The sequence below is a fragment of the Flavobacterium sp. genome, from assembly GCF_031409475.1.
In the GTDB taxonomy this organism is placed as follows: domain Bacteria; phylum Bacteroidota; class Bacteroidia; order Flavobacteriales; family Flavobacteriaceae; genus Flavobacterium.
Map to the genome: position 1 here is coordinate 24,678 of NZ_JANNXH010000005.1, position 6,545 is coordinate 31,222.

Genomic DNA, 6,545 nt, shown 5'->3' on the forward strand with positions numbered 1-6,545 from the left:
TTTGAACAAGAAAATTACAATAGCGATAGATGGGTTTTCATCAACGGGTAAAAGTACTTTAGCCAAAGAACTAGCCAAACATTTGGGTTATATTTATGTTGATACTGGTGCAATGTATCGTGCGGTAGCTTTATTTGCCATGCAGAAAGGATACGTTTCTAAAGATTTTTTTGACAAACAAGCATTGATAAATAATTTGCCTCTGGTTAAGTTAGTTTTTAAATTTAATCCCGATTTGGGTTTTGCAGAAATGTATTTAAACGAAGTAAATGTTGAGACTGAAATTAGGACTTTAGAAGTTTCAAATTATGTTAGTATTGTTGCTGAAATTTCCGAAGTTCGTTCAATGCTAGTTGAACAACAAAAGCAAATGGGTAAAGATAAAGGGATTGTTATGGATGGGAGAGATATTGGAACGGTAGTTTTTCCTGATGCAGAGTTAAAAATATTTATGACTGCAAGTTCTAATACCCGTGCAGAAAGACGATTTAAAGAATTAAAGCAAAAAGGAGATATAGTAACATTTGATGAAGTTTTAAAAAATGTTGAAGAACGTGATTATATTGATACACATAGAGCCGATTCACCCCTTATGAAAGCTAATGATGCTATTGAGTTTGATAACTCTTCTATTTCTAAACTAGAACAATTTAATAAAGTAATACAGTTGATTAAGGTATAAATTTTTTTCAATTTAAATGTTTTAATTAAAACCACGCAAATAGCGTGGTTTTTTTATTTAATCAATTATATATAAGCAAGGTTTTGTAAATTATGTAAGAATTTTATATAAGTATATTATTTATTTGTGTATTTCATCGATTATATTTGTATTTTAATCGATAAAAGAAGTATGTTTGAAATGTAATTAAAAACAACATTTAAAAAAGATAAAGAAACAAATAAATTTTAATCCTAAAGAAGTTTGCCCCACAATCTACTTTAAACTTAAACTACTTAATATTATGAAAGCAAAATTACTTCGTGTACTATTGCTAGTTGCAATAGTATACACTATGAACTCTTGTTCGTCTGATGATTCAGAAACACCTACTTCTGAAACTCAAACACAAAAAATAATGGATTATACCTACAATCAGGCCGAAACGGATGCAATGGTTTTAATTAATAATTATCGAGTTAGCATTGGATTACCCGAGTTGAAGCAAATAACTCATATTTCATACAAATCAGAACAACACGATAATTATATGATTACCAATAATGTGGTCAACCATGATGATTTTGTAGCCAGATCAGAAAATATTATTAAAGTTTTAGGCGCTAAAAGAGTAGCAGAAAATATAGCATACAATTACAATACGCCAAAATCAGCTGTTGAAGCTTGGTTAAGAAGTACAGGACATAAAGAAAACATAGAAGGCGATTTCACACATTTTGGAATTGCAATACGTCTAAATGCTGATGGAAAAAAATATTATACCAATATTTTTGCAAAAATATAAGTTTGAGTTTGTTTGTTTTTAGATAAAAAGCTGCCCGAGGGCAGCTTTTTTTGTTTAAATAAATGTTGCAATTTCTCTTTCAACTTATACCAATTTGATTTTTAACGAATTCAAATGACAGTTCGGACTTTGTCGAAAACTATTGTTTCACCGCTCCCTTTGGCTTCGCTCAGGATGTCTCACTCGATGTGATAAATGCCATTAAACTATTTATTAGGTACAATTATTAAATATATTACTTGCAATAAAAATATACATTTATATAGTTTTATTTGTAACATCAAAGTATGTAAATCGACATTTCTAATCATAAATGCTTGAATATAATTGCAACTCTTTTATCTTGATTTATTGTTTATTTTAAATCAATCATAGTCTCAAATTATTTATTCACTTTAGATATTGATTTTTATTTTAAGTATTAATAAGCCGTGGATGAAGTTTTATATACAGTTATTTTAGTACCTAATACAATTAGTTTAGAGATTTTATGTTGACTGATATATTGGTTTGATTTTAAGTTTAAAAATTACTGCAGTCCTTTTTTGTTACTTATCGAATGCGAAAATAGCATTAACAGTATATTTCAATAGTATTTACTTTAACTGCATAAGGATTCTTTTTTTAATGCATTTAAACAATAAAAAAACCTTCAAAAGCTTTACACTTTTGAAGGTTTATTATAAATATATGTTTCTGTTTTATAACGCAGTAATTATAAATTCACTTCGTCTATTTGCCTGATGTTGTTCTTCGGTACAATTTGACTTGTTTGTTGGTTCACAACCGCAATCGTTGACTAATTGAGATTCTCCGTAACCTTTACCGGTAAGTCTGTCTTTTTGTACTCCGTTTTTAACCAACCAGTCTATTGTAGATTTAGCTCTTCTGTCAGATAAAATTTCATTGTATTTTATTGTTTGTCTACAATCTGTATGAGAGCGAATATCAAGTGTCATAGTTGGATTTTGATTTAAAACATCTAATATTTTTTCTAAATCTATAGCAGCTTCAATTCGGATATTGTATTTATCTAAATCAAAATAGATCATTTTGATACCAAAACATTTTCCTAAATCATCACCAACAGCTACTTTACATCCTTCTTTATCTAAAGCAAAATTCAGCTCAGTTTTACCATTTTCTTTTGATATGGTAATGTTTTGCTCTTTTGTGGTATAACCGATTTTTTCAGCTCTAACATTATAGGTTTTTTTACATTCTACTTTAAAAGTATAACGACCTTCTTTATCAGATACAGTAGTTCCAAGAGGCGTAAATTTGCTATCATACAAAGTTAATTTTGTATCAGGAAGTAGGATGCCAGTTTCTTTATCGGTTATAATACCAAATAATTCTTGTTCGCAAATTAATTTTTTAGTTTCTAAAAATTTGTAAATATCATCAAAGCCTTGACCACCATCTCTATTTGAGGTTAAAAACCCTTTTCTCGATTTAGTGTCGATTAAATAAGCAAAATCATCTTTAGATGAATTGGCTTCTGCTCCAATATTTTGAACTTCATCAAATGTACCGTTTGGTTCTATTTTAGCAGTAAATATATCTAAACCACCAAGACCTGGATGACCATCTGAAGCAAAATAAATTTCGTTTTCATCAGTTACAAAAGGGAAAGTTTCTTTACCTTCTGTATTAATTGTGTTTCCTAAATTTTCGGGTGTTCCAAAACTCCCATCATCATTTATTGTAACTTTAAAAATATCAGACTGACCTATTGTTCCTGGCATGTCTGAAGCAAAATATAATGTTTTTTCATCTGCACTTAAAGCAGGATGTGCTACGCTGTATAAATCACTATCAAAAGGTAATTCAGTTATTTTTACCCATTGTTCGTTTTCTAGACTCGCTTTGTATATTTTTATTAATGTAACTCTATTTACATCTTTTCCTTTTACACCGTCAAGAAAATTGTTTCGGGTGAAATACATTGTTTTTCCATCTTTAGTAAAAACAGGAGTAGATTCGTTAAATTTCGAATTTACACTTTTAGAAAATTTCGAAATTCCACTTGCAGACATTGCATCTCCTAACTCAGCTTCATATAAATTAGTAAAATATTGATTGGTCCATTTATGTTTTCTCTGTCCTAAACTTCCCGTATCTCTGGCAGATGCAAAAACAAGTTTATTTAAATGAAAAGAACTACCATAATCAGAATATTTAGAATTGATTCCTGCATCTTCAATTTTGTATCTACCTGAATTGGCTTTTATTTCTTCTAAATAGTTTCTGTTTTTGCTAAAAAGTTTAGCTCTACTATCATTTCCAGATTTTTCATTAAATTTCTCGAGCATTTGATTTGACTTGTCATCTTGCCCAATAGACTTTAATGATTGTGCATAACGATAATAGTATTCTGGTTCTAAATCAGAGTTCATTGCAAATAATTCGGTATACCATTTGGCTGCTTTTTCAAATTCAGAATTGAAGTAATAAGCATTACCCAATTTTTGAAACATATCAACTGATTTGTACCCTTTTTCGGCTACTCTTTCATATGTTTTTATAGCATCTATATAAGCGTAGCTGTCGTATTTTTTGTCAGCTGCAACCGCTTTGTTTTTTTGTGCATAACCGCTAAATGAAAAAACACTTATTATAGTTATGTAAAGTAGGATATAGTTTTTCATAATAATTGCTTTTAGAAGAATCTAGGTGTTGTTATTTTATCGTTGTTTTTGAATATTTCGTAACGCAAGAATATTTCATGTGAACCCGTATTGTAGTTTTTTAAATTAGTAGTTTCTCTGTCATAACCGTAACCTATGTATAAACCATCAGATACTTGAAACCCTACCATTGCACTTAAAGCGGCACTCCATCTGTAAGCAACTCCCAACGTGATTTTCTCATTAAACATGAAATTTCCTGATATATCCATTTGAAGTGGAGCACCTTCAACCATTTTAGTTAGCAATGCTGGTTTAAATTTCACAGTACTGCTTAAATCAAACACATATCCAGCTATTAAATAGTAATTTATTTTTTCTTTGAAAATAGCTATTTCATTATCATCGTATCTTTTTGACTCAATAAAATTAGGTATAGAAAGACCTACATATGCTTTATCAGAATGTAAATAAACTCCAGCTCCAATGTTTGGTGTAAATTTATTAAAATTTTGTAAACTTGGATCAACCGGATTTTCAGGATTCAATTTATTCACATTCAAATCGAATAAATTTGCGGTTGCTTTAATACCAAAAGATAGTTTATAAGTCTCAGATGTAGGAATAGTATATGATAAATCAGCCGAAATAGCAGTTTCATTTGTAGGCCCAATTTTATCATTGATTACAGAAACACCCAAGCCTAAATTACTACTGTTTAATGGTGTATTAACAGATACAGCATTGGTGACTGGTGCTCCATCAAGTCCTACCCATTGGGTACGATGCAAAGCAAATATACTCATAGCTCCTCTCGATCCTGCATAAGCGGGATTGATATTGATTGTGTTATACATGTATTGAGTAAATTGTGCATCTTGTTGGGCATAACTTACAACTCCTGTAAACATCAAAACGAATAATAGTATTCTTGTCTTCATTAGTTTCTTTTTTTTAACCTGAGGATTGTAAGTCCTCAGGTTGGGTTAGGTTTGGGTTTAAAATTATTTACTTAGATATAAATATCCGTCATTTTTAATGATTTGTGTTTTACCTGTTCCGTCTACAGCACTATAATTAATAATATAGTAGTATGTTCCTGTAGGTAGACCAGAAGATTGACTCACAGTTGCTCTTCCATTTGAATTTCCATCGAATGAGTTTCCATTGTTATTATAGTTCTTAGTTTCAAAAACTAATATACCCCAACGGTTATAAATTTCAACTGTATTTGGTAAGTGACAATCTTGTTCTATATTTTCGATTGAGAAAGTCTCATTTGTACCGTCACCATTTGGTGTGAATGCATTATGAATAATTATATTATCACAATCCAATACAAAACAATCATTATTTACATTCATATTTACATTAATACTTATTGGACAATCACCACCACTAATTTTATATTCAAAGTTATAATTTCCTATTGAAAGATCTAATGGTGTATAAATACTTCCCACAAGTTTTCCAGTATTATTCGTGTCTACCCATGTTCCATTTAAAGCTGTACCAGATGGTAACAAACTATTTAAATCAATGCTGTCTGAGCTTGCATTACAAGATGCACTTGCAATTGTAATTCCACTATTTGCAATAGTAACATTTATAATTTGTGTAAATTTAGATGAATTTCCACAGGTATCAGCAACATTCCATTCTCTAACAATTGAATAAGAAGTTAATGTTCTGTTTATTATGTTTTCAGTATATACAGGTGTTCCAACAGTTGAACAATTGTCTAAAAATACAAGTACAGGTTTTAAAGGAATAGCATCACATCTCACATCAACAGAGGCTGGAAATACAGTCGTTGTTGTTGGTCCTGTTATATCTTGAACGGTTACGGTTTGAACGTGAGTTGTAGTGTTATTACAAGCATCAGTTGCAATCCAAGTTCTAGTTAGTATAGAAGAACCAGCACAAGAACCAGCAACAGTTGTTTCAGTATAAGCAACAGTAGCATTACCACAATTATCAGTTGCAGTTAAAATAGCTGCAGTTGGTATAGCTGAACATTGTACTGTAACACTTGACGGTAATGCGCCTACAAAAGTTGGATTAGTCGTATCCTGAACAGTTATTGTTTGAACGTGAGTTGTAGCATTCTTACAAGCATCAGTAGCTTTCCAAGTTCTAGTTAATATTGATGAACCAGCACAAGTTCCAGCAACAGTTGTTTCAGTGTAAGCTACAGTAGCATTACCACAATTATCAGTTGCAGTTAAAATAGCTGCAGTTGGTATAGCTGAACATTGTACTGTAACACTTGACGGTAATGCACCTACAAAAGTTGGATTAGTTGTATCCTGAACGGTTACGGTTTGAACATGAGTTGTAGCATTGTTACAAGCATCAGTTGCAATCCAAGTTCTAGTTAATATTGATGAACCAGCACAAGTTCCAGCAACAGTTGTTTCAGTGTAAGCTACAGTAGCATTACCACAAT

5 protein-coding genes are annotated in these 6,545 nt (G+C 30.8%); 2 read left to right on the forward strand and 3 right to left on the reverse strand.

What is annotated here, in order from left to right:
- The first annotated feature begins 1 nt into the window (after position 1).
- Both cmk and RMO53_RS01165 read left to right on the forward strand, forming a co-directional pair.
- Positions 2 to 682 carry a (d)CMP kinase gene (cmk, locus tag RMO53_RS01160; RefSeq protein ID WP_310377516.1) on the forward strand — a complete coding sequence of 227 codons (681 nt, stop codon included), beginning with the start codon at positions 2 to 4 and terminating at the stop codon, positions 680 to 682.
- 283 nt (positions 683 to 965) lie between these two features.
- Complete coding sequence (locus RMO53_RS01165) at positions 966 to 1,466, forward strand: CAP domain-containing protein (RefSeq protein ID WP_310377517.1); 501 nt, start codon at positions 966 to 968, stop codon at positions 1,464 to 1,466.
- Positions 1,467 to 2,167: 701 nt separating this feature from the next.
- Here the strand turns inward: RMO53_RS01165 and RMO53_RS01170 are convergent.
- From RMO53_RS01170 to RMO53_RS01180, 3 genes are all read right to left on the reverse strand, one after another.
- Positions 2,168 to 4,117: an OmpA family protein gene (locus RMO53_RS01170; RefSeq protein WP_310377518.1), complete on the reverse strand. Its 1,950-nt coding sequence runs from the start codon at positions 4,115 to 4,117 to the stop codon at positions 2,168 to 2,170.
- Positions 4,118 to 4,128: 11 nt separating this feature from the next.
- The gene (locus RMO53_RS01175) at positions 4,129 to 5,037 is read right to left on the reverse strand and encodes a type IX secretion system membrane protein PorP/SprF (RefSeq protein ID WP_310377519.1); all 909 of its coding nucleotides are present in this window, start codon (positions 5,035 to 5,037) and stop codon (positions 4,129 to 4,131) included.
- Between the two features lie 63 nt (positions 5,038 to 5,100).
- Positions 5,101 to 6,545: gliding motility-associated C-terminal domain-containing protein (locus tag RMO53_RS01180; RefSeq protein ID WP_310377520.1), on the reverse strand; the 1,445-nt coding region annotated here is incomplete at its 5' end.